Consider the following 22,006-nt stretch of genomic DNA (forward strand, 5'->3'; position numbering starts at 1 on the left):
TCAATGGCCAGGACTTTCCGCCGGGGAACGCACTGGCGGGCAGTTCAGGGGCTCAGACGAAGTACATTTCCACCTGAAGGAAGCGCTGGGCCTCGGCGACCGCTGCCTGGAAGGCCTCCAGCTCCGTGGGGGACTTCCGAGGTTCCCGCGGGTGCCATTCATGCGGCGCCGAGTGCACCTGGGTGAATCCGCCGCCCGGGGGCGCATAAAAGATGCCGAACCGTTGCACCGGCCATTCCGGGGAAGATTCCGGTGCCACGAGGAGGGCGGAGTCATATGCGGGGTTGTACCACTGGGCGATTGGGCGGCGGCGGTCTTCGGTGAACAGGCCGGCGGCGAACAGGGCGGCCGACTGCGGACTGGTCTGAGCGCACAAGCGATCCCACCACAGGGGCAGGATTCCGGCGTCGCACCGCTGCCAAGTGGCCGGAAGGGGCTGGTGATCCTGCCTGTCGGGCATGAAATAACTTTATCGCCCGGCGCGGACGTCGAACAGGGCGCGACGGGGCGCAAGGGCTGCAGGCCACGGCCAGGGCTGCGTGGGCGGCTGGGCGGGGCCATAGGGCAGAGGCCAGAGTGCAGGCCATGTTGGCGGAGCGACGGGCCAGAGGGCAAGAGCTGCAGGGTCGCAGGGATGCGCGGGCGTGCAGGTTTACTGGTGCAGGGGTGCAGGGGTGCAAGGTGTGGCTGGGCAGCGCCACAGGCACAGGGCCGGGCAACGGTGCCCGCTGAACTGGGCTGTCCGGGGGACATGCTCAGTGCTGGCGGGATGCCCTTGGGGACATGTCCAGTGGTGGTCCTGGCGGATGGACATAGTGCCAATATGTCCAGCCCCGGGCGCCAAGAATGGGCATGTCCCGTGGGGGAGGCCGTGAAGAATGGGCATGTCCCGCGGGGGAGGCCGTGAAGAATGGGCATGTCCCGTGGGGGAGGTCGCGATGAATGGGCATGTCCCCCCCGGGGAGGGCCCGGCTACTGGATCGGTGGCACCGTGCTGGGCCGAACAACCAGCCACAGTGCAGCGGCCGCCAGAAGGATGCAGACGGCCTGGACGGCGCCCATCGGGGTTGCGGAGCTGACGCCGAGCCAGCCGACCACCGGCGAGACCAGGCCCGCCATCAAGAAGGTCGCCGCGCCGAGAAGTGAAGCCGCGGTTCCGGCCTGCGCTCCGTGTTTGGCCAGGGCCAGGACCTGCACGGTGGGGAAGGTGAAACCGGCGCCCAGGATGTAGAACCACAGCGGCACCAGGACGCCCCACAGCCCGAACCCCAGCTGGTCGAAGACGACAATCAGGACGGCCATGACGAACATCCAGGCCGTGGAACAAGCCAGGATCCACTGCGGCGGGACGCGCTTGATGAGCCGCGCACTGGTCTGCACGCCTGCCACGATGCCCAGCGAGTTGACACCAAAGAGCAGGCCGTACTGCTGGGGCGTGAACCCGTAGACATTCTGGAACAGGAAAGGCGAGGCGGAGAGGTACGTGAAGAGGCCCGCGAAGTTCATCCCGCCCACCAGCAGCAGGCCTACGAAGATCCGGTCGGAGAACAGCACCTTGTAACGCTGGCCCATGGTCATCCCGGTTTTGCCGCGCTGTTCCGGCGGCAGGGTCTCCCGGATCACGAAGAGGGCCGCGATGATGACGCAGGTCCCGTAGGCGGCCAGGAACAAGAAGATGCCGGGCCAGGGCATCAGCAACAGCAGCTGGGAGCCGATGACCGGGGCGAGGATCGGCGCCAGCCCGTTGACCAGAGCCATCCTCGCGAACATCCGCACCATCGCGTAGCCGCTGAACAGGTCACGGACCATGGCCATGGCCACCACGCCGCCCCCTGCAGCCCCGACACCCATGAGGACGCGGAAAAAACCCAGCGTGGCGATGTCCGTGGACTGCGCTGCGCCCAGGGACGCCGCGATGTGGACCGCTGTCGCCACGATCAGGGGCAGTCGCCGGCCGAACTTGTCGCTCAGCGGGCCCACGACCAGCTGTCCCAGCGCGAAACCGATGGTCGTCCCCGTGAGCGTCAGCTGCACCGCGGCCGCGGAGACGCCAAGGCTGTCTTCCAGGGCCGGGAATGCGGGCAAGTAGAGGTCGACCGTGAACGGCCCGAGGGCGGTCAAAGCGCCGAGCGTCAGGATGTAGAGGAATTTACGACGGCGGCTCAGGGAATCACCGGGATTGTGGGGTGTGCTCACAGTGGTCCATCCTAGGGCCCGCCGGGGTGGCCGGCCGGTGGCTGGGCGGGCGCGCCACACCTTGCCCGAAAAGGCCTCCCAAGAGCCTAAATGATAGTTTTGACACCGGGGTCTGTGCGAAGCTGTCCAGACCCGGCAAGCCCGCGCGAGCGGATCGACGGATGGCACCAGTTAGGCGGGACCGATGAGCGGACGTCACAGCGGCGGCACAGGCAGCGGGTTGCGGATTTCCGCGCTGCCGCAAACCCTGAAGATGATCTTCAAGCTGGCGCCCCGGCAGCTCAATGACGAGATTGCTCTGGCCAAGGCCGAAATCAAGCGCAAGGGGGCACAGCTCGGCGTCGCCGGCGCCTTCTTCGCCGTCGCCTTGGTCTTCGTTGGACTCCTGGTGATCGGACTCTTCGTTGCAGCGATCATGGGACTGGCCACCATCATGCCCGCGTGGCTCGCCGCCTTGTTGGTCTCTGCCGTCTGCCTGATTATCGCCGCGATCGGGGCGCTCATCGGGCAGAACAAGTTCAAGAAGCTCATGCCGTTGGTCCCCGAGAACACGATCCGTGGGCTCAAGTACGATCTCGGCATCGCCAAGGAAGGCTCCGCCTTCGACGCCAGGATCCTGGACCCGAGCACCGAGCAGTACAAAGCAGCGAAGGCCGCCAAGGAAGCCGCCGCCGCCAAGGCGACGGCGGAAAAGGAAGCAAAGGCTGCCGCCAAGCCCGACTTCGGGCCGCCGCCCACAGAGGCTGAACTCCGACGCCGGCTGGACCTGCGGCGCACGCACCTTACCGGCGTCCGCGACGACCTCGGCCGCGAACTCGATGTCAAGACCCAGGCCCAAACCCTTCTGTCGGCCGCCCAGGTCCGGCTCCAGGACGGCAAGGAGCAGCTCAGCGACAAGATCGCAGGCTTCCGCGCCTCAGCCCGATCCTCGGCGGGGTCGGCCACATCCGCTGACGGCCAGGGCCTGGCCGACACGATCAAGCGGCGCTGGAAGCCCCTGGCTGTGCTCGCCGCCTCTGGAGCCGCCCTCGCGGTCCTGGTACGCAGGCTGATAAAGGGCTAGACAGATCCCTGAACCTAAACGCCAAACCGTTGCCGTCCACGGAAAGGGGGAATCGATGAAGTTCATCGGCGCCGGCGCCCGCCCCGGGCAGCCCCTCGTCCACCGCGACGCGGTCTTCACGGTTCCCAATGTCCTGACCGTGGTGCGCTTCCTTGGTGTTCCGTTATTCATCTGGCTGGTCCTCTCGGAGCACAAGTACGGCTACGGTGCCGTCGTGCTCGCGGTCATGGCCAGTACCGACTGGGTTGACGGCTACATCGCCCGCCGCTTCAATCAGATGTCCAACCTCGGACGGGTCATGGACCCGATCGCGGACAGGCTTTCCCTGATCGCCGTCGCCGTGACCCTCGTGATCGCAGGCGTCGTCGAGTGGTGGTATCTCGCCGCGCTGCTGGTCCCGGACGCGGTCCTGCTGGCTCTGTCAGTGTTCTATTTCCACGGCCACCCGGATCTGCCGGTGAGCCGCATCGGAAAGATCCGGACGGGCCTGCTGCTGGTGGGCACGCCGCTGCTGGTGCTCTCCAAGCTTCCGGTGCCCGCCGCGGACGTCTATGCCACGGTCGCGTGGATCTTCCTGGGATTGGGGCTCGTGGGGCACTGGATCGCGGCCTACAACTACGTTTGGGCCATCATCGGCAAGGGCAGGCAGCTTCGCGCCAACGACGGCGGCTCCCGCTGATGGTCTGGGTTGCGGTTTTGCTTGCGGTCCTCGGCGCCTTCTGCCTGGCGTTTGGGGCACAGCGCCAGGGCAGTGCGGTCAAGGCCGATACCGGCGGCCTGGCGCTGAGCACCCACGGCCTGCTGCGGCTCGTGCGTAACCCGCGCTGGGTATTCGGGTTCCTTCTGCTGTGCGCCGGGATGGGAATGAACGCGATCGCCCTCGTCATGGCGCCCTTGACGGTGGTGCAGCCGATCGGAGCGATCGCCCTGGTCATCACCACCGTGGTCAACACCAAGGACCAGGGCCTGAGCATGAACCGGGCAACCGTCGTGGCCATCTCGCTCTGCGTGACCGGCTCAGCGCTGTTCGTGCTGCTGGCCGTCACCGTCACGCAGGAGAATCACAACGTCAGCAGCGAGGACGAGCTGACAATCGTGCTGCTCCTGGCCATTGCGGTCGCGGCCTTTGGCACGCTCGCGGTCCTGTTCAGGCACCGCATGAGCGCCTTCGTCTACATCCTCGGCGCCGGCGTCCTGTTCGGCTTCGTTGCTGTGCTGACCCGCATCATTGGCAGGCACCTGCTCGATCCAAATGGGCAGTTCCTGCTGAATGTGCCGTGGTACAGCGTCGTTGCGATTATTGCTGCAGGCGCTCTGGGATCGTGGTTTGTCCAAAACGCCTACTCCAGCGGACCGCCTGACCTCGTGATCGCCGGATTGACGGTGATCGACCCCATCGTGGGCATCGCGATTGGCATCGTGATTCTGGGAGAACTGCGTCCGGATGTCCAACCCGTGACCGCTATTGCCATGGGGACGGCCGCATTGCTTGCTATCGTGGGAGTCATAGCCCTCTCCAGGCACCACCCGGAAGTCACCAAGCGCAAGAAGGACGCGCGGAAGGCAGCGGGCAGGTCCTAGGGCGTCAGTCCAGACTTCGGCTGCAGGCCCGGCGCGCCTGTGCCGACTGCCAGCCGGCCGCCATTGATCCAGCTGTCCGCACAGCGACCACCAGGAGCTCCTCACGTGACCACGTCCGACAACCAGCCACCGCTGACCATCCTGATTGCCGCTGACACGTACCCGCCCCACGTCAACGGCGCCGCCCAGTTCGGCTACCGCCTCGCCAAGGGCATGACAGCCCGGGGTCACGATGTCCACGTCCTGGCGTGCCGCCCGGGCAAGGGCCCGAGCTACAGCGAGTTCAGCGACGAGGCTACCGTCCACCGCCTGCGCTCCCACTCGGTGCCCACGCACGAGTACTTCCGGGTCACCTTCCCCTGGGAGATCAAGAAGGAAATAGGGCTGTTGTTCGACCGCATTCAGCCGGACGTGGTGCACATCCAGAGCCACTACATGATCGGCGAGCACGTCCTGTACGAGGCCGTGAAGCGCGGCATCCGGGTGGTGGCGACGAACCACTTCATGCCCGAAAACCTGAACCCCTTCCTGCCGTTCCCGCAGTGGTTCAAAGACATTGTGGGCCGGATCTCCTGGCGGGACATGGGCAAGGTCATGGGCCAAGCCGACGTCGTGACCACACCCACGCCGCTTGCCGCCAAAGCCATGCACCAGCACGCCTTCCTCCGCCAGGTCCTGCCCCTTTCCAACGGCATCGACGCCGCAGCCTACGAGCTGCATCCCGACGAAACGGTGGAACGCCACGCCAGCCCCACGGTCCTCTTCGCCGGCCGGCTGGCGGAGGAGAAGCACGTGGACGTCCTGATCGATGCCGTCGCCAAGACGCCCAAAGAACTGGACATCCACCTCGAAATCGTCGGCGGCGGAGAAGTCCGCCCTGCCCTGGAGGCGCAGGTCGCCCGGCTCGGACTGAAGGACAGGGTCAGGTTCCTCGGCCTGGCCAGTGACGCCGAACTTCGCACGGCCTACATCACGGCCGATGTGTTCTGCATGCCCGGCACGGCAGAACTTCAGTCCCTCGTGACCCTGGAGGCGATGTCGGCGTCCACGCCAGTCCTGCTGGCCGACGCCATGGCGCTGCCGCACCTGGTCCGCGACGGGGAAAATGGCTATCTCTTTATCCCCAACGACAGCGATGACCTCGCGGCCAAGCTGACGCGCGTGTTCTCGCTGCCCGACCACGAGCGTGATGCGATGGGCAAGACCAGCCGCGAAATGGTGGAAAGCCACGGTATCGCGCGCACGCTGCAGACGTTTGAGGACATCTACCGGGGCGCGAGCTACGACGACCTGGTCCTCTAGGCACACCGCCTGGCAGAACTGCAGCCCCTCCGAACGCTGCAGGTTCCTCGGCGTCCAGTCCAAGAGCACCCGGGTCAGCACCGGCAGGCCGCCTGCCGGTGGCGGCATGCACGTGTGATGCGTCTACTATTGCTAGAGTATTTTTGCCCGGAACCAATCCGGCCCCCGCGGGCCAGGTCTGGCTCCGGGCGCAGGGGGCTATAGCTCAGCTGGTTAGAGCGCGGGACTCATAATCCTAAGGTCCTCGGTTCAAGTCCGAGTAGCCCTACTTTCATTTCTGCGGCGGCCTCCTCATCCGGGTCCGCAACCACGCGAGCCGTGGCTGACGTCCGACGTCGGCCGCGGCTCCCTTTTTGTCGGGCTTCGTTGGGCCGGCACTTGCAGGCGTCCCGATACTGAGATAAGTTACTGATCAGTAACATATTGCCGGCGCGAAGCCCGCGCCCTTTTGGTCCCCGCTGATCGAGTGAAGGAACACCATGTCCAAAGCTGCCATCGACATCCACAACCTGCCCTACGCCGATGGCGATTTCTTTGCGTTCGAGCAGCTGCTCAGCGCCAAGGAGCAGGACAGGCTGGCCGAAGTCCGCGAGTTCCTCACCCGCGAAGTCCGGCCGATCGCCGTCGATTGCTGGAATCGCGCGGAGTTCCCCATGGAGTTGATCCCGAAGCTCGCCGAAATCGACCTGGTCAGCCCCGTCCGGAGGCAGGGCTACTCGAACCTCTTCGCAGGCATCCTGCACGCGGAGGCCACCCGCGCCGACACGTCGATCGCGACGTTCATGGGCGTCCACGACGGGCTCTTCACGGGCTCCATCGAAGCCCTTGCCTCCCAGGAGCAGCAGGACGCGTGGCTTCCCGAGATCTACTCGCTCAAGAAGATCGGCGCCTTCGGCCTCACCGAGCCCCTGGGCGGCTCCGACGTCGCCGGCGGTACGCGCACCACGGCACGGCGCGACGGCGATAACTGGATCCTCAATGGAGCCAAGCGCTGGATCGGCAACGCGACTTTCTCCGACTGGGTGGTCATCTACGCCCGCGATGTCGACGACAACCAGGTCAAAGGGTTCCTCGTGGACACCAAGACCGAGGGATACAGTGCCGTGAAAATCGAGAACAAGATCTCGCTGCGCACGGTGCAGAACGCTGACATCACGCTCGACAACGTTGTGGTGCCGGAGTTCTTCAAGCTCGCCAACGCCAACAGCTTCCGCGACACCAACAAGGTCCTGAAAGTCACCCGCCTGGCCGTGGCCTGGCAAGCCGTGGGCCAGCAGCTCGCGGCCTTCGACGTCGCCCGGCGCTACGCCGTGGAACGCAGCCAGTTCGGCCGTCCGATTGCCTCCTTCCAGCTGATCCAGCACCAGCTCGTGCAGATCCTCGGCAATGCGGTCAGCTCCATGGGCATGATGGTGAGGCTTTCCCAGCTGGAGGACGCGGGGGAGGCGAAGGACGAGCAGTCCGCGCTGGCCAAGGCCTTCACCACCGCGCGGATGCGCGAAAGCGTGGCCCTGGGCCGGAGTATCCTCGGCGGGAACGGGATCGTGACGGACTTCGAGATGGCCAAAGTCTTTGCGGACGCCGAAGCCATCTACTCCTATGAGGGCACGCACGAAATCAACACCCTCGTCACCGGCCGGGCTATCACGGGCATTTCAGCGATCGTCTGACGGGCGCCAAACGGGCGCCAAACGGTCGCCGCGGCTGCCCGCGGGCGTCAATGGACGATCCGCGCATCAAAGACGGCGCCAAATGCTGCATCACGGACCCGGACTCAGGGGCGGGAGCAGAACCGACGGCCGAAGGTCCATCACGAAAGCCAGCGGGTTGACGTAGTCTTCGCCGCGGCGGACGCCCCAGTGGAGGCAGGGCGGGGCCGGGCCGCAGTGGCCGGTCTGCACCTGCCCCAGGACATCGCCCTCCGCCACGGCGGACCCCGCCCTCAGTGAACTCGCCACCGGCTCGAAACTGCTGCGCAGCCCGTTGCCGTGATCGATCGTGATGACCGGCCGGTCCACCACCGTCCCGACAAAGCTCACCGTCCCGGCGGCGGGCGACTTGAGCGGGGCGCCATCGAAGGCCGCCTCAAGATCGACGCCGCGGTGACCGCTGAGCCACGGCTTGGCCGGGGGATCGAAGGCGCGGAGCACCGCCGGCCGCGGGCTCAGCGGCCAGGTCCAGGCAGACGCAGGGACCGGCCCCGCCCTCGGGGAGCCCCGGCCGGAGGAAATCGCAGCCCGGGCGGCAATGGCGGAGTAGCCGGCATCTGTGGGGCCGGAGCGGGCGGCGGCGTAGCCGGCGTCTGTAGCGTCGGCGTCGGCGGCGGAGGCATGGGCAGCGGCGGAGACATCGGCGTCGGCGGTGATGGGGGGAAGTGCCAGGAACGTGGCCAGGAACAATGCCGCCAGGAGCTGTGCCGCCAGGAGCAGGGCCCGCAGGCCAAGTGGGAGCTTCATGGCCCCAGCCTGTCAAGGCAGCACCCCGGGCGGAATCTCCCGCCATGGCTATGTGGATAAGGTGCCCCCGGCCCCCGCCAAAGCCCCCGAACCCCGCACCGCTGCCGCGGCAAAACCGTCCTCCTGGGCGGGGCCGCTGTAGTACACTTGGTGGAGCAGTTTGCTGTGCCCTCACGCTTGTAAGTCGCGATATTCGTGATTGCCGAAGCCGGCACGCCTCATTCAGGGGTGCGGGGGAGCAGCAGCTGACTACGCGTATCCAGCCCTCCTCAAAAGAAGCCTGAAACTTCCGATGCGGAGGACTGCGCCTCCTGCGGTCCGTTCCACATGGCATGTCCATATGGCGCGGATGGGAAGCGCAGTGGATGCCAGGAGCAACGCCCGCCCCGGGCGAATGCTAAACAACCGTCAACTATTGGCAGGGTAAGAGGGCCATGGGCTCTCTCATGAATGACCTGCCGGAAGGAGCGTCGGCATGCCCGTCGTAACTATGCGCCAGCTGCTTGACAGCGGCGTCCACTTTGGACACCAGACCCGCCGTTGGAACCCGAAGATGAAGCGCTTCATCTTCACGGAGCGCAACGGTATCTACATCATTGACCTGCAGCAGTCGCTGTCCTACATCGACCGTGCCTACGAGTTCGTGAAGGCCACCGTTGCACACGGCGGCACCGTTCTCTTCGTCGGCACCAAGAAGCAGGCGCAGGAGTCCATCGCCGAGCAGGCCACCCGCGTTGGCCAGCCCTACGTCAACCAGCGTTGGCTCGGCGGTATGCTGACCAACTTCCAGACGGTCTCCAAGCGCATCCAGCGCATGAAGGAACTCGAAGAGATCGACTTCGACGACGTCGCCGGTTCGGCTTACACCAAGAAGGAACTGCTGCTCCTTCGCCGCGAACTCACCAAGCTGGAAACCAACCTCGGTGGTATCCGCAACCTGACCAAGGCGCCGTCCGCGCTGTGGATCGTTGACACCAAGAAGGAACACCTTGCTGTCGACGAGGCCAAGAAACTGAACATCCCGGTTGTGGCCATCCTGGACACCAACTGCGATCCCGACGAAGTCGACTTCCCGATCCCGGGTAACGACGACGCCATCCGCTCCGTCAACCTGCTGACCCGCGTTGTCGCCGACGCCGTTGCTGAGGGCCTCATCGCCCGTAACCAGCGCGCCACCGGCACCACGGAAGCTCCGGAAGAGCCGCTGGCCGAGTGGGAGCGCGAGCTCCTCGAAGGCAACAAGGCTGAAGCTGCCGCAGCGCCCGCCGCTGAGGCTGCACCGGCTGCTGACGAAGCACCGGCCGCCGAAGCTGCTCCGGCTGCTGAGGAAGCGCCCGCTGCTGAAGAAGCACCGGCCGCCGACGAAGCCAAGTAGTCAGACAAGTAAATCTGGATCTCCCCACATGCGCTCAGCTGCATAGGGGGTACCGACAGGATGGCCGCTCACTGGGTGAGCAGCCGTCCTGTCGGTCCGTACACCACATAAATTTCTAGACAGAGGGGTTCACATGGCGAACTACACTGCCGCTGATATCAAGGCTCTGCGCGAGCGCACTGGCGCCGGCATGATGGATGTCAAGAAGGCTCTTGACGAAGCCAACGGTGACGCCGAGAAGGCCATCGAAATCATCCGCATCAAGGGCCTGAAGGGCGCCACCAAGCGCGAAGGCCGCTCCACCGCCGAAGGCCTGGTTGCCGCCAAGGTCGCCAACGGCGTCGGCGTGATGATCGAAGTCAACTGCGAGACCGACTTCGTCGCGAAGGCTGACAAGTTCATCCAGCTGGCCGACAAGGTCCTGGCTGTGGCCGTCGAGTCCGGCGCTGCCGACCTCGAGACCCTGCTCGCCACCGAGGTCGACGGCAAGCCGCTGTCCGAGGTCGTCATCGAAGAGGGCGCCGTTCTGGGCGAGAAGGTCGTTGTCCGCCGCATCTCCCGCATCGAGGGCGCCACGGTCGACGCTTACCTGCACAAGACCTCCAAGGACCTCCCGGCCCAGGTCGGCGTGCTGTTCGCTGTTGACGGCGAAGGCGAAGCGGCTGCCACCGCAGCCCACGACGTCGCCGTTCACGTCGCCGCCATGGCTCCGAACTACCTCACCCGTGAGGACGTTCCGGCCGAGCTCGTCGAGTCCGAGCGCCGCATCGCCGAGGAAACGGCCAAGGCCGAGGGCAAGCCCGAAGCCGCGATGACCAAGATCGTCGAAGGCCGCGTTACCGGCTTCTACAAGGGCGAGGTCCTCGTTGACCAGGCATTCGCCAAGGATGCCAAGAAGTCTGTCGCACAGGTCCTCGAAGAAGCCGGCGTCAAGGCAACTGCCTTCACGCGCTTCCGCGTCGGTTCCTAGTCAGACTGGCCAGACACCAGTCAGGCACTAGCCAGACACGCTAAGGGGGTGGTCACCACGGTGGCCACCCCTTTTGCATGCACCCGTAAGGCACCGTTTCCGGTCACGGCCGGAATGCCGCCTTGGGCGCCCAGCACGATAACCTAACTCAGAGTTCACCAACGGGAAGGCACCATGGAAACCGTCACCACTTCAGCCCAGCCAAAGAAGAACAGGCGCCGCGTCCTCTTGAAGCTCTCCGGCGAGGTCTTCGGCGGTGGAAAACTGGGCGTCGACCCGGATACCGTCCGCGGCGTGGCCAAGCAGATCGCCGCAGCAGTTCCCGACGTGGAGGTCGCAATCGTCGTCGGCGGAGGCAACTTCTTCCGCGGAGCCGAACTGTCCCAGAGCGGCATGGACCGCTCCCGCGCCGACTACATGGGCATGCTCGGAACCGTCATGAACTGCCTCGCGCTCCAGGACTTCCTTGAGCAGGCCGGGGTGGAAACGCGCGTGCAGAGCGCCATCACCATGGGCCAGGTTGCCGAGGCCTACATCCCCCGCCGCGCCATCCGCCACATGGAAAAGGGCCGGGTTGTCATCTTCGGCGCCGGCGCCGGCCTGCCGTACTTCTCCACGGACACCGTGGCCGCCCAGCGCGCCATGGAGGTCCACGCCGACGTCGTTCTGATGGCCAAGAGCGGGGTCGACGGCGTCTACACCGCCGACCCGAAGAAGGACCCGACGGCGGAGAAACTGCACCGCCTCAGCTACGACGACGCGCTCCGCCGCGACATCCGCGTGATGGACCAGACCGCGATGACCATGTGCAAGGACAACAACCTCACAATGGTGGTCTTCGGCATGGAAGGCGAGGGCAACGTCACCCGCGCCATCCGGGGCGAAGACCTGGGCACCGTCGTCACCCCCTAGCAACGGCTAGGATGTTTTCAGGACCTTTCCGCCGCCAGGCGGAAGACAAAAGCGCCCGGCGGAATACGGCAGGCGCACAAAGAAGACGTGCCGCGCCCCGGCCCCCGGGACGCACCAATTTCTGAGGAGAGACCGTGATCGAAGAAACCTTGCTCGAAGCCGGGGACAAGATGGACAAGGCAGTTGAGGTAGCCAAGGAAGACTTCGCCTCGATCCGGACCGGCCGCGCGACGCCTGGCCTGTACAACAAGGTCATCGTCGAGTACTACGGCACGCCGACGCCGCTGCAGCAGCTGGCCTCCTTCGCGGTCCCGGATGCCCGCACCATCCTCGTCACCCCGTACGACAAGACGGCCCTGCGCGACATCGAACGTGCCCTCAGCGACTCCGAGGTCGGCGCCAACCCGTCCAACGACGGCAACGTCATCCGGATCACCATTCCCGAGCTGACGTCCGAACGGCGCAAGGAATACGTCAAGATCGTCAAGTCCAAGGGTGAGGACGCGAAGGTGTCCATCCGCAACATCCGCCGTAAAGCGAAGGAAACGCTGGACAAGCTCGTCAAGGACGGCGACGCCGGCGAAGACGAAGGCGCGCGCGGTGAGAAGGAACTCGACGCCATGACCAAGGCACACGTGGACGGGATCGACGAGCTGCTCAAGCGCAAGGAAGCTGAGCTGCTCGAGGTCTGATGAATCAGGCACAGGAGGCCTCCGGGCCGCGCGCCCGGAGGCGGGGGAAGCAGCGCGAGAACCCAACGCCCAAAGCGGGCCGGAACCTGCCCGCCGCCACGGTGGTGGGCGTAGGCATGCTGGTATGCGTCCTCGGCGGCCTGCTGTTCCTCCCGCTGGGCTTCGTCCTGGTGACCGCCACCTTTGCGATCTTCGGCGTCTGGGAGATCTTCCGTGCGCTGGAGGCCGCAGGCACCCGCCTGCCGATCGTGCCGGTGATGGTCGGCACGGTCGCCATGCCGATCGCCGCCTACTTCGGCGGCCTCGAAAGCCTGCTCTTCGCCATGCTCGTCAGCAGCGTGGCGGTGCTGTTGTGGCGGACCCTGGAGGGCGCCGCCGGTTCGGCGCGGAGCATTTTCGCAGGGGTCTTCACCCTGTCCTGGGTGCCGTTCCTGATCAGCTTTGCGGCGCTGCTGCTGCACACCGCCGACGGCGAGACGCCGGTAGGCCTGTGGCCTGACGGGGTGATTCCGGCGGGTGCGTGGGAAATCGCGACCCTGCTGCTTTTGGTGGTGGCCAACGACACCTTCGGTTACCTCGTGGGCGCCTCCCTGGGCAAGCATCCGATGGCCCCCAAGATCAGCCCCAAGAAGACCTGGGAAGGCTTCGCCGGCTCGATCGCCGGGGCCGTCGTCGTGGGCGTGCTCGCCATGATCTTCGTGCTGGGCGAACCGTGGTGGTTCGGCGTCGTGCTCGCCGTGGGCATGGTGGCAGCCGCCACCGCCGGCGACCTCGCCGAATCCATGGTCAAGCGCGAGCTCGGCATCAAGGACATGAGCAGCATCCTCCCCGGACACGGAGGCGTCATGGACCGGCTGGACTCGATTGTCTTCGCCTCGCCGGTGGCGTTCATCCTGTTCTCGGCCCTCACCGCCGCCTAGAAGCACCGGACCAGCACTTCCGGCGCCTAGAATGGTGCCGAGCAAACCAGCCGAACGGCATCAAAGGAACAAAGTAACAGTGGACATTCAACGGCAGATTCCTGCGTCTTTTGACCGCGTGCAGCGGAACCAGTATGGCTACAACGCCAGGCAGGTCGACGATTTCCTGCAGCGCGCACGGGTGTCATTCGAAGCTCCGTCCTCGGCCTCCCGCGCCATCAAGAGCTCGGACGTCCGCGCCGTGTCCTTCGATCCCGTGAAGGGCGGCTACGCCGCCGCCGGCGTGGACGCCGCGCTGGACCGGCTCGAAGACGCCCTCGCCAGGCGCGAGCGCGATGAGCTCGTTGCCGAACGCGGCGAGGATGCCTGGCTGCGCGAAATCGGCCGGCTCGCGGGCGTCCTGCGCGGGCGCCTGCACCGCCCGGACGGCCAGCGCTTCCGGCGCCCGTCCAAGCCCAAGGCCCGCAGCTACAACACCACCGACGTCGACGACCTCTGCCACGAGCTGATCGGCTACCTCGAGGAGGACCAGCCGCTGAGCGTGGACAACGTCCGGCGCGCCGTGTTCCGTCCCGCCGTGGGCCGGGAGGGCTACGAGGAAAGCCAGGTCGACGCATTCCTGGAGCGCGCCGTCGAGCTCATGGCGGCCATCGACTAGTCACGCCCCGCCCGGAGCCCCGCCAGGAGCCCCACCGGCCAACCACCCGCCCGGGTCACCGACGCCGGATCGCGACCGCAGGTTCAGCGTTGCCGGAGCCCCGCCCGGGTCAGCACGCCAGGGTCACCGTTCCGTCGCGAGCGGCCGTTCCGGGGTGTGCAGCCGGGTCATCAGCCGTGTCATTGTCCGCGGCACCCGGCCCCGCGTGGCCCGCGACACCAGGATCGTGACGGCGAACGCGGCCGGTACCGTCCACGCGGCCGGTTGCGCCAGCCACGACGGCGTCTCTGCCGCCCCCAGCACCGAACCGGCCACCATCGCGCTGCCGCAGAGCACGCCGCCGGTCGCCATGCCCGCGATTGCCCCGGCGTCCGTCAGTCCCCGCCACCAAATGCCCAGCAGCAGGACAGGGCAGATCGTGGACGCGGTAAAGGCAAACACGAGCCCCACGCTGCCGGCCAGTGCCAGCGACTCGGTCATCGACGCGATTCCCAGAGGCACCAGCGCCGAGATCAGCGCTGCCAGCCGGAAGCCCCGCACGCTGCCGCCGAACACGTCCTGGCTGATAACGCCGGCCAGAGAGACCACCAGGCCCGACGTCGTCGACAGGAACGCCCCAAACGCCCCCGCCACCACCAGCGCAGAGAGCAGGTCGCCGGCCGCCCCGCCCACCAGGCGGCCAGGCAGCAGCAGCACCAGGGCATCGGCCGGCCCGCTTTGGGCGAGGTCGGGGGCGTAGGCCCGGCCGATCATGCCGTAGGCCGTGGGGAACAGATAGAAGACCGAGAGCAGGCCCAAGACAATCAGGGTGGTGCGGCGGGCCGACTGTCCGTCCGGATTTGTGTAGAACCGGACCAGCACGTGCGGCAGGCCGAGGGTTCCGAAGAGCAGGGCCACGAGCAGCGAAATGACCTGATAGGGGCCTGAGGGTGCCAGCGCCGTCGGATTCACCGCGGGGGCTGCCTCCGCCGGGGAGCTGTTGCCGCCCAGCACCAGCAGCATGAACACGATGGGCACCGCCACCGCCGTCAGTTTCAGCCAGTACTGGAACGCCTGGACAAACGTGATGGAGCGCATCCCGCCCGCCACCACGGTGATGCAGACGACGGCGACCACCGCCACCGGGCCCACCCACGCCGGCAGCCCGGTGGTGATCCGGATGGCCAGGGCGGCGCCGTGGAGTTGCGGGACGATGTAGAGCCAGCCGACCAGGACCACCACCAGGCTTGTGACGCGGCGGACGGCACGCGAATCGAGGCGCGCCTCGGTGAAGTCAGGGATCGTGTAGGCGCCCGAGCGGCGCAGGGGAGCGGCGACGAACAAGAGCAGCATCAGGTATCCGGCCGTGTACCCCACCGGATACCACAGGGCGTCGGTACCGGAGAGCAGGATGAGCCCGGCGACCCCCAGGAAGCTCGCAGCCGAGAGGTACTCCCCGCCGATTGCTGAGGCGTTCCACCACGGCTTGACCGTCCGGGACGCCACGTAGAAGTCCCCGGTGGTGCGCGAGATCCGTAACCCGTAGAAACCAATCACAGCCGTGGCGAGGGAGACGGCGGCGAACGCCGCGACGCCGACGACGGGGTTCACCGGCCGTTCACCCGGCCGCGTGGGTGGCCGCCCACCGGGCCCCGTACGTGGCCGCCCGCCGGGCCGTTCACGTGGGTCCTCACCTGTTCGGTCATTTGTCGCCGGCGAGGTCCCGGTAGCGGGCCTCGTTCCTGGCCGCGGTCCGCACGTACAGCCAGGCACTGAGGCCGATCACGGGATAGATCCCGGCCCCCAGCAGGACCCAGTCGAAGGGAAGGCCGGCAATCGTGGAGTCCGCCAGGCCGGGGACCAGCCCCAGCATCAGCGGGAAGGCGAGCATGATCAGCAGGAATCCCAGGGCCACCACGAGGCCCAGCCGGAGCTGGGACCGGATGAGCGAACGGACGAACAACTGCCCGGCGTCGGTCTCCTCCTCCGCTTCGCGGGAGGCTGCCGCGGAGCGCCCGCCGTTCAGGGCGGCGCTGTTTGCTGCGGTGCTGTTTGCTGCGGTGCCGTTTGGTGTGGCGCTGTTTGGTGTGACGCTGCGCGGCGCCGTGACCCGGACCCTTGTCATGCCTGCGGCCGGATACGGGTTGCGCCGAGCTTTTCCCGGACAGCAGGCAGGTGCCGGCGGCTGATAGGCAGTTCAGCTCCAGCCACGGTGACGCTGGGCCGCGCTGCGGCGAGCTTCAAGTGGCTGACGTGGCTCAGCGCGATCAGGTAGGAGCGGTGGATGCGGACGAATCCGGCGTCGGCCCACTGCTGTTCGAGGTCCGCCAGCGGAACCCTGATGAGGTAGCTGGCATCGGCGGTGTGCAGCCGGGCGTAATCACCCTGCGCCTGGACGTAGGTCACGTCCTCGCGACGGATCATTTTGGTGGTCCCGCCCAGGTCCACGGTGATCATTTCGGGTGCAGGGGCACCATCCTTGAGCAGTTCGCTGATGCGTCCGATCGACTTTGCCAGCCTTTCGGCCCGCACGGGCTTGAGGAGGTAGTCCACGGCCGCGAGCTCGAAGGCCTCCAGCGCGCAGTCCTCGTCGGCAGTGACGAAAACGACGGCGGGCGGGCGGGCGCTGCGGGAGATGGCCCGCGCAATGTCCAGCCCGGACAGCGCCGGCATGTGGATGTCGAGGAACACGGCGTCGACGTCTTCGGCCTCGAGGGCACGCAGGGCCTCGGCGCCCGAGGAAGCCCGGTGGATGGCGCCGATCCGGTCATCCCGGCCGAGCAGGAAGGCCAGTTCCTCAACGGCGGGGAGCTCGTCGTCGGCGACGAGGACGTTAATCATGGCTCTAGCGTACTGCCGCAGGCATTCTTGCCCGACCGGAATCAGGCATCGTGCCGGGGCTGGGACTTGGGGACGCGCATCGTGATCAGGGTGCCTTCGCCGGGCGCGGTCTCGATCACGAGGCCGTTGTCGTCGCCGTACACCTGGCGCAGGCGGGCGTCGACGTTGCGCAGCCCGACGTGGTCGCCGTCGCTGTGCCCGGCAAGGACAGCGCGCAGCTGGTCGGGGTCCATGCCCACGCCGTCGTCCTCGATCGTCACTTCCGCGAAGGCACCGGAGTCATTCGCAGTGATGGAGATGTGGCCCGGGCCCTCCTTGGCCTCCAGCCCGTGCCGGACCGCGTTTTCCACGAGCGGCTGCAGGCTCAGGAAGGGGATCACGGTGCTGAGCACCTCGGGAGCGATCCGCAGGCTGACCTGGACGCGGTCCCCGAACCGGGCCCGCTCCAGGAGCAGGTAGCGGTCGATGCAGCGCAGTTCCTCGGCCAGGGTGGTGAAGTCGCCGTGGCGGCGGAAGGAGTAGCGGGTGAAATCGGCGAACTCCACCACGAGCTCGCGCGCCCGGACCGGATCCGTGTTGATGAAGGATGCGATCGCGTTGAGCGAGTTGTAGATGAAGTGCGGACTGATCTGGGCGCGGAGGGCGCGGACCTCGGCTTCCATCAGGAGCGTGCGGGAGGCGTCGAGCTCGGCCAGTTCCACCTGCGTGGCCACCCAGTCAGCCACCTCCCCGGTGGCGCGGACCAGTCCCGCCCCGGCGGCCGGCGCGAAGGCGGCCACCACACCCACCACACGCGTGCCGGTTTTGATCGGGGCGATCACGACGGCGCGCTCCACCTCCGGCGCCAGCGTCATGCCGCCGACGCCAGCGGCCAGGAGCTGGAGTTCGCCCGCCGGAATGACGGCGAGGTGGCCGCCGTCGAACACTTTTGACGCGAGCCCCATCAGGGCAGGCTTGAGCTCCTCGGCGGCGCCGTCCCACGCGAGCACGCCGGTTGTGTCGGTGATGGCGAGGGCATCGCAGCCCAGGATGCTGCGCAGTTGCCGGCTGGCCTTGGCCGCACCGGCAGGGTTCAGGCCGGTCCGCAGGTACTGGCCGGCCCGGGACGCGGCGTGGAGCGTCGTGTAAGTGGCGCGCTCGGCATCGGTGCCGAGGTCGCGGAAGGAGCGGAGGACCTGGAGCCCGACGGCGACGACCACCGTGATCGCCATGGCGATCACCGCGACGGCGGCGGCGGTGAACAGGGGAGAGTCCGGCATGATGCCCAGCCTACCGCCGGTGCCGGGGCTGACGGCTCTGGCACGTGCCCGGACACCGATGGCCGCGAAACAGGTGTATCGGGCGCCGTTTGGCGCAGCGCCGGGACCGCTGAGCGACGCAGGCTGCCCCGGCTGTGGTAGGTAGCCCACGTCACGGTGCACAGTGATTGCAGTCACATCGGCAGGATGGGTTGCAGGGTGCGTCCCGCGCAGACCACGGCAACCGGTGTGGACTCACCAGTCTCAATGAGGAGGAACCGATGGGTCACGACGCCCAAGAAACGGACGCTGCGGCGGCCGTGGACTTCAAGGAAGTCCAGTCGACGGAGCAGTTCCAGGAACTGCGCACCCGTCACCGCAGCTTTGTCTTCCCGCTATCCATTGCCTTTCTGCTCTGGTACTTCGCCTATGTCCTGCTGGCCGACTACGCGGTCGGATTCATGTCGATCAAGCTTTGGGGCAACATCAACGTGGGCCTGATCCTGGGCCTGCTGCAGTTTGTCTCCACGTTCGCGATCACCGGCTGGTACGTCAGCTATTCGAACCGCAAGCTGGACCCCATTGCCTCCGCGATCCGCCAGGAAATCGAGGGGCACGAATTCGACAAGCACGGCAACCCGGTTGGGGGGACAGCAAAATGACATTCATGGTTCCCTCAGTAAACGTTGCGGATCTCAAGGACACCACCCTGCTGAACATGGGCATCTTCGCCCTCTTCGTCGCGATCACCATGGTCATTGTGATCAGGGCCAGCCGCAACAACAAGACGGCGGCCGACTACTACGCGGCCGGACGTTCCTTCACAGGCCCGCAGAACGGCACCGCCATCGCCGGCGACTACCTCTCCGCAGCGTCCTTCCTGGGCATCACCGGAGCCATCGCCATCAACGGCTACGACGGCTTCATGTATTCCATCGGGTTCCTCGTCGCCTGGCTCGTCGCCCTGCTGCTCGTCGCCGAGCTGCTCCGCAACACCGGCAAGTTCACCATGGCCGATGTCCTCTCCTTCCGGCTCAAGCAGCGCCCCGTGCGCATCGCGGCAGCCATCTCCACGCTGGCCGTCTGCTTCTTCTACCTGCTGGCCCAGATGGCCGGTGCCGGCAGCCTCATCTCACTGCTCCTGGGCATCAGCGACTGGGGCGGACAAGCCCTGGTGATCATCGTCGTCGGCGCCCTGATGATCATGTACGTCCTGATCGGCGGCATGAAGGGCACCACCTGGGTTCAGATCATCAAGGCCATGCTCCTGATCGCCGGCGCGGCAGTCATGACCTTCTGGGTCCTCGCGATCTACGGCTTCAACCTCTCCGACCTGCTGGGCGGCGCGGTGGAAACCTCGGGCAACCCGAACCTGCTCAACCCGGGACTGCAGTACGGCAAGACGGAGACCTCCAAGGTCGACTTCCTGTCCCTCGGCCTGGCCCTGGTGCTCGGCACCGCAGCCCTGCCGCACGTGCTGATGCGCTTCTACACGGTTCCGACCGCAAAGGAAGCCCGCAAGTCGGTGGTGTGGTCCATCTGGCTCATCGGCATCTTCTACCTGTTCACCCTGGTCCTGGGCTACGGCGCAGCTGCGCTGGTGGGTGCCGACACCATCAAGGCAGCCCCGGGCGGCGTCAACTCGGCCGCGCCGCTGCTCGCCTTCCACCTCGGCGGTCCGCTGCTCCTGGGCTTCATCTCGGCGGTGGCCTTCGCGACCATCCTGGCCGTCGTCGCCGGCCTGACGATCACCGCGGCGGCATCCTTCGCCCACGACATCTACGCCAGCGTCATCGCCAAGGGGAAGGCCGACGCCGCCACCGAGGTCAAGGTTGCCCGCCGCACCGTGGTGGTGATCGGGCTGCTGGCCATCGCCGGCGGCATCTTCGCCAACGGACAAAATGTCGCGTTCCTCGTGGCGCTCGCCTTCGCCGTGGCTGCCTCCGCCAACCTTCCGACCATCCTCTACTCGCTGTTCTGGCGCCGGTTCACCACCCAGGGAGCCCTGTGGAGCATGTACGGCGGATTGTCCGCGGCCATCATCCTGATTGCGCTCTCCCCGGTGGTCTCCGGGGCCAAGACGTCGATGATCCCCGGCGCCAACTTCGCCATCTTCCCGCTGAGCAACCCGGGCATCGTCTCCATCCCGCTCGCGTTCTTCCTGGGCTGGCTGGGCACGGTCCTGGACAAGCGGAAGGAAGACGCCACAAAGCAGGCCGAAATGGAGGTCCGTTCCCTGACCGGGGTGGGCGCCGAAAAGGCTACCAACCACTAGGAAGGCTGCACCAGCAGAGGGGCTCCCGTGCAGCAGCACGGGAGCTTCTCCTGTGGATGGGCGCTTCGACAGGGTTTTTCGACGTCAGCGCTGAGGCCTCAGCCGAATGTTCACCATCTTCAGCTCGTMGTGGCCCTCGAAACGGTAGGCCAGCTCCACACTTTTCGTGTCGCAGTCGATCGTTCCGGCCACGTCGGCGGCGTTGGAGCCGTTGTTGGAGCTGACGTTGAGGCTTGAAAAGTTCGGTTTACAGCTGCCGTCAAGCTCCAGGCTCTGCACCCCCGCGGCGAACTCCTCCGGCGAAATCTTCCGCATGAGGGCCGGATCCAGGTACTTCTCGTAGGCGGTGCTGACCTCACCGGCGATGAGCATCTTCGTGAAATCGTCAGCGATGCCCCGTGCCTGGTTGGTGGCTCCGCCCACCACGTTGAGCAGGACGACGGCGCCGGCACTTACCAGCAGGAGCACACCGCCGACGATCCCGAGGACAATCCACAGGGCCTTGCGGCTCTTTTTCGGGGGCGGCAGGGCGGCGCCGCCGTAGTAGGGCGGCGGCTGCCCCGGACCGCCGTAGTACGGAGGTGCGCCGTCGGCGGGTGGCGGGTAGCTGGGTGCCGCGCCGGTCGCGGGTGGCGGGTAGCTGGGTGCCGCGTAGTTGGGCACCGCGGCGTCGGCGGGTGGCCCGGGCGGCGGGGCGTAGTACGGAATGGGCGGCTGGCCGGGCGCCGGGTGGCCGGCTGCAGGCTCATGCCCGGGCTGCGGCGGTACCGGGCGGGGCGGTTCCTCGGGACTGCTCACGGTTCAAGCCTTTCCGGCAGTCCAGACAAGCCACTGCCTGTTGCACTGGGCCGCGTGCGCGGACCCAAGGACTCAGGGGGACCCAACGGACACAGCCTAGCGCCGCGGCCGCCCACGGCACAGATGAAAAGCGGATCAGTTATCGGCGGATCCGCGCTCCAGCAGGGGCTGGATCCGGAACGGGATCAGCTCGCCCATCGCCAGTGCGGTATCGGTCCGGTCCACGCCGTCGCAGGCCAGTATCTTGCCGTTGATCCGGAACAGGTCCTCGGCGTCGAGCGCCACCACCCGCAGGAGCAGATCGGCCGAGCCCGTCAAGCCGTAGCCCTCCAGGATTTCCGGAATCCCGGCGAGCTCGACGGCGAGGGGTCCGAGCTTCTGCTGCTGGACGTGGACGGAGATGAAAGCCATCAGCGGGTACCCCAGGGACACCGGGTTGATCCGCCGCTCGAAGGAGAGGAACACGTGCTTCTTCTCCAGCTGGGCCATCCTGGCCTGCACCGTATTGCGCGAGAGTCCGAGCTTCTGGGCGAGGGCAACCACGGTCCGCCGGGGGTCCCGCGCCATGGCCGAAAGCAGGCGGGTGTCAGTGCCATCCAAGGTTTGCATAATGCGCAAGATTAGCACGGTTGGCGAACGCCAAACAGTGCATAATGCTCAATATTTTTGCGGGTGGTTGTACCCGATGAGCATTGTGAGTAGGGTCACAATTATCCGGGGCAACGGCGCCCGGGCGGCTGGCGCGCCGCG

Annotated in this window: 22 protein-coding genes and 1 tRNA gene; 14 read left to right on the plus strand and 9 right to left on the minus strand. The window is 66.6% G+C overall.

The window, feature by feature from the left end:
• Positions 1-52 precede the first annotated feature (52 nt).
• Positions 53-460, minus strand: a complete 408-nt coding sequence (locus AC1DFR_RS03825) for a hypothetical protein (RefSeq protein WP_476849386.1) — start codon at positions 458-460, stop codon at positions 53-55.
• Between the two features lie 512 nt (positions 461-972).
• Positions 973-2,196: a multidrug effflux MFS transporter gene (locus tag AC1DFR_RS03830; RefSeq protein WP_476871569.1), complete on the minus strand. Its 1,224-nt coding sequence runs from the start codon at positions 2,194-2,196 to the stop codon at positions 973-975.
• 184 nt (positions 2,197-2,380) lie between these two features.
• Here AC1DFR_RS03830 and AC1DFR_RS03835 point away from each other — a divergent pair, with 184 nt between their 5' ends.
• From AC1DFR_RS03835 to AC1DFR_RS03860, 6 genes are all read left to right on the plus strand, one after another.
• Positions 2,381-3,259, plus strand: coding sequence for a phage holin family protein (locus tag AC1DFR_RS03835; RefSeq protein ID WP_476872760.1), 879 nt, complete (start codon positions 2,381-2,383; stop codon positions 3,257-3,259).
• A gap of 55 nt (positions 3,260-3,314) precedes the next feature.
• Positions 3,315-3,938: a CDP-alcohol phosphatidyltransferase family protein gene (locus AC1DFR_RS03840; protein ID WP_223914061.1), complete on the plus strand. Its 624-nt coding sequence runs from the start codon at positions 3,315-3,317 to the stop codon at positions 3,936-3,938.
• Positions 3,938-4,840: a DMT family transporter gene (locus AC1DFR_RS03845; RefSeq protein ID WP_476872761.1), complete on the plus strand. Its 903-nt coding sequence runs from the start codon at positions 3,938-3,940 to the stop codon at positions 4,838-4,840. Before AC1DFR_RS03840 ends, AC1DFR_RS03845 begins: the two co-directional genes overlap by 1 nt.
• A gap of 105 nt (positions 4,841-4,945) precedes the next feature.
• Positions 4,946-6,142, plus strand: a complete 1,197-nt coding sequence (locus AC1DFR_RS03850) for a glycosyltransferase (protein ID WP_476872762.1) — start codon at positions 4,946-4,948, stop codon at positions 6,140-6,142.
• 194 nt (positions 6,143-6,336) lie between these two features.
• Positions 6,337-6,410, plus strand: a tRNA-Ile gene (locus AC1DFR_RS03855).
• A gap of 211 nt (positions 6,411-6,621) precedes the next feature.
• Positions 6,622-7,812 (plus strand): acyl-CoA dehydrogenase family protein, encoded by a 1,191-nt coding sequence (locus AC1DFR_RS03860; RefSeq protein WP_223914058.1) that lies wholly within the window; start codon positions 6,622-6,624, stop codon positions 7,810-7,812.
• Between the two features lie 90 nt (positions 7,813-7,902).
• Here the strand turns inward: AC1DFR_RS03860 and AC1DFR_RS03865 are convergent, their stop codons facing one another.
• Positions 7,903-8,598, minus strand: a complete 696-nt coding sequence (locus AC1DFR_RS03865; RefSeq protein WP_476872763.1) for a M23 family metallopeptidase — start codon at positions 8,596-8,598, stop codon at positions 7,903-7,905.
• Between the two features lie 475 nt (positions 8,599-9,073).
• On the opposite strand from AC1DFR_RS03865, the gene rpsB reads away from it, so the two are divergent.
• From rpsB to AC1DFR_RS03895, 6 genes are all read left to right on the plus strand, one after another.
• Positions 9,074-9,973 carry a 30S ribosomal protein S2 gene (gene rpsB / locus AC1DFR_RS03870; RefSeq protein WP_476872764.1) on the plus strand — a complete coding sequence of 300 codons (900 nt, stop codon included), beginning with the start codon at positions 9,074-9,076 and terminating at the stop codon, positions 9,971-9,973.
• Between the two features lie 133 nt (positions 9,974-10,106).
• On the plus strand, positions 10,107-10,943 hold the full coding sequence (gene tsf, locus AC1DFR_RS03875) for a translation elongation factor Ts (protein WP_026538253.1): 837 nt from the start codon (positions 10,107-10,109) through the stop codon (positions 10,941-10,943).
• Positions 10,944-11,117: 174 nt separating this feature from the next.
• Positions 11,118-11,855, plus strand: coding sequence for a UMP kinase (gene pyrH / locus AC1DFR_RS03880; RefSeq protein ID WP_018774549.1), 738 nt, complete (start codon positions 11,118-11,120; stop codon positions 11,853-11,855).
• Positions 11,856-11,989: 134 nt separating this feature from the next.
• Entirely contained in the window at positions 11,990-12,547 is a 558-nt protein-coding gene (gene frr, locus AC1DFR_RS03885; RefSeq protein WP_018774548.1) for a ribosome recycling factor, read from the plus strand.
• Entirely contained in the window at positions 12,547-13,467 is a 921-nt protein-coding gene (locus tag AC1DFR_RS03890) for a phosphatidate cytidylyltransferase (protein ID WP_079551459.1), read from the plus strand. Before frr ends, AC1DFR_RS03890 begins: the two co-directional genes overlap by 1 nt.
• A 31-nt stretch (positions 13,468-13,498) precedes the next feature.
• On the plus strand, positions 13,499-14,125 hold the full coding sequence (locus tag AC1DFR_RS03895) for a DivIVA domain-containing protein (protein ID WP_051082302.1): 627 nt from the start codon (positions 13,499-13,501) through the stop codon (positions 14,123-14,125).
• Positions 14,126-14,248: 123 nt separating this feature from the next.
• On the opposite strand, the gene AC1DFR_RS03900 is transcribed toward AC1DFR_RS03895, so the two are convergent.
• The 4 genes from AC1DFR_RS03900 to AC1DFR_RS03915 all read right to left on the minus strand — a co-directional run bounded on the left by AC1DFR_RS03900 (position 14,249) and on the right by AC1DFR_RS03915 (position 18,204).
• The gene (locus AC1DFR_RS03900; protein WP_476872765.1) at positions 14,249-15,715 is read right to left on the minus strand and encodes a sodium/solute symporter; all 1,467 of its coding nucleotides are present in this window, start codon (positions 15,713-15,715) and stop codon (positions 14,249-14,251) included.
• Between the two features lie 91 nt (positions 15,716-15,806).
• A complete protein-coding gene (locus AC1DFR_RS03905) occupies positions 15,807-16,229 on the minus strand; it encodes a DUF485 domain-containing protein (protein ID WP_476872766.1) in 423 nt (140 codons plus the stop codon).
• On the minus strand, positions 16,226-16,945 hold the full coding sequence (locus AC1DFR_RS03910; RefSeq protein ID WP_476856476.1) for a LytR/AlgR family response regulator transcription factor: 720 nt from the start codon (positions 16,943-16,945) through the stop codon (positions 16,226-16,228). The genes AC1DFR_RS03905 and AC1DFR_RS03910 overlap by 4 nt, the downstream gene beginning before the upstream one ends.
• Before the next feature lie 41 nt (positions 16,946-16,986).
• On the minus strand, positions 16,987-18,204 hold the full coding sequence (locus AC1DFR_RS03915) for a sensor histidine kinase (RefSeq protein WP_476856475.1): 1,218 nt from the start codon (positions 18,202-18,204) through the stop codon (positions 16,987-16,989).
• A 260-nt stretch (positions 18,205-18,464) separates the two neighbouring features.
• On the opposite strand from AC1DFR_RS03915, the gene AC1DFR_RS03920 reads away from it, so the two are divergent.
• Positions 18,465-18,845, plus strand: a complete 381-nt coding sequence (locus tag AC1DFR_RS03920) for a DUF485 domain-containing protein (RefSeq protein WP_476856474.1) — start codon at positions 18,465-18,467, stop codon at positions 18,843-18,845.
• The gene (locus AC1DFR_RS03925) at positions 18,842-20,458 is read left to right on the plus strand and encodes a solute symporter family protein (protein WP_476856473.1); all 1,617 of its coding nucleotides are present in this window, start codon (positions 18,842-18,844) and stop codon (positions 20,456-20,458) included. The genes AC1DFR_RS03920 and AC1DFR_RS03925 overlap by 4 nt, the downstream gene beginning before the upstream one ends.
• Positions 20,459-20,542: 84 nt before the next feature.
• Here AC1DFR_RS03925 and AC1DFR_RS03930 read toward each other — a convergent pair whose 3' ends face one another.
• Together AC1DFR_RS03930 and AC1DFR_RS03935 are read right to left on the minus strand one after the other, a co-directional pair.
• Positions 20,543-21,256 (minus strand): hypothetical protein, encoded by a 714-nt coding sequence (locus AC1DFR_RS03930; protein ID WP_476872767.1) that lies wholly within the window; start codon positions 21,254-21,256, stop codon positions 20,543-20,545.
• 135 nt (positions 21,257-21,391) lie between these two features.
• Positions 21,392-21,865: an Lrp/AsnC family transcriptional regulator gene (locus tag AC1DFR_RS03935; protein WP_026266622.1), complete on the minus strand. Its 474-nt coding sequence runs from the start codon at positions 21,863-21,865 to the stop codon at positions 21,392-21,394.
• Positions 21,866-22,006 lie beyond the last annotated feature (141 nt).

The organism is Arthrobacter sp. 05T410, assembly GCF_056396505.1.